At 46.0% G+C, this 1,120-nt stretch carries 1 protein-coding gene; it reads left to right on the top strand.

From position 1 onward, the window contains the following. Positions 1-62: 62 nt before the first annotated feature. Complete coding sequence (gene rfbB / locus DDR33_RS16580; RefSeq protein ID WP_109416915.1) at positions 63-1,118, top strand: dTDP-glucose 4,6-dehydratase; 1,056 nt, start codon at positions 63-65, stop codon at positions 1,116-1,118. The last annotated feature ends 2 nt before the right edge of the window (positions 1,119-1,120 follow it).

Below are 1,120 nucleotides of genomic sequence, written 5' to 3'. Positions count from 1 at the left end.
AAAAAGGGGCCGGGGGATTATCTTCGGCCTTCTTGTCTTATCTCATATCTAAAATTTATCAGATGAAGAAGATTTTAATTACAGGCGGCGCAGGGTTTATTGGTTCGCATGTTGTAAGACGTTTTGTAAGTACTTATCCCGGGTATGAAATCATCAACCTGGATAAGCTTACGTATGCGGGGAATCTCGCAAACCTGAAAGATGTCGAGACCTCTTCCAATTACAGGTTTGTGAAAGGGGATATTGTGGATGCTGATTTTATTGATTCCTTGTTTCAGACCGAGGATTTCGATGCGGTGATCCACCTGGCAGCGGAATCGCATGTTGACCGCTCGATTACAAGTCCCCTGGACTTTGTTCTTACCAATATCGTCGGCACTGTGAACTTGCTGAATGCTGCCCGGAAATACTGGAAGGACAGCTATTCAACCAAACGCTTTTATCATGTTTCGACCGACGAGGTATATGGTACTCTTGGTGAAGACGGGCTGTTTACTGAAGACACCGCTTATGATCCGCATAGCCCTTACTCTGCTTCAAAAGCCGGCTCGGACCATTTTGTAAGGGCCTATCACGACACATATGGGCTGGATACCGTTATTTCCAATTGTTCCAATAATTACGGATCGTATCATTTTCCAGAGAAACTGATTCCCCTGGCGATCAATAATATCAAAAATAATAAGCCTGTTCCGGTGTATGGAAAAGGAGAGAACGTAAGGGATTGGTTATGGGTGGAAGATCATGCCAGGGCGATAGATGTGATCTTTCATAATGCGAAGCCGGGAGATACGTATAATATCGGTGGGCATAATGAATGGAAAAATATTGACCTGATCCGCCTGCTGTGCCAGATCATGGATCAGAAGCTCGGGCGGCAGCCGGGAGAATCTGAACAGCTGATCACCTTTGTTACAGACAGGGCAGGACATGATCTGCGCTATGCTATCGACTCATCTAAACTGCAAAGAGAACTGGGCTGGACTCCAAGCCTCCGCTTTGAAGAGGGACTGGAAAAGACGGTTGACTGGTATCTCGAAAATGAAGAATGGCTGAAGAACGTGACCTCGGGAAAATACCAGGAATATTACGACAAGCAATACGGGGAGGGGAGTTGAGG

It is taken from the genome of Pararcticibacter amylolyticus (genome assembly GCF_003130405.1).
Taxonomy (GTDB): domain Bacteria; phylum Bacteroidota; class Bacteroidia; order Sphingobacteriales; family Sphingobacteriaceae; genus Arcticibacter; species Arcticibacter amylolyticus.
The sequence above is the reverse complement of the archived record's forward strand: the minus strand, read 5'-3'. Positions and strand labels throughout refer to the sequence as shown.

What these genes read in the sequence shown, in the direction of transcription:
- rfbB (WP_109416915.1), top strand. Translation starts at nt 63, where the DNA reads ATGAAGAAGATTTTAATTACAGGCGGCGCAGGGTTTATTGGTTCGCAT.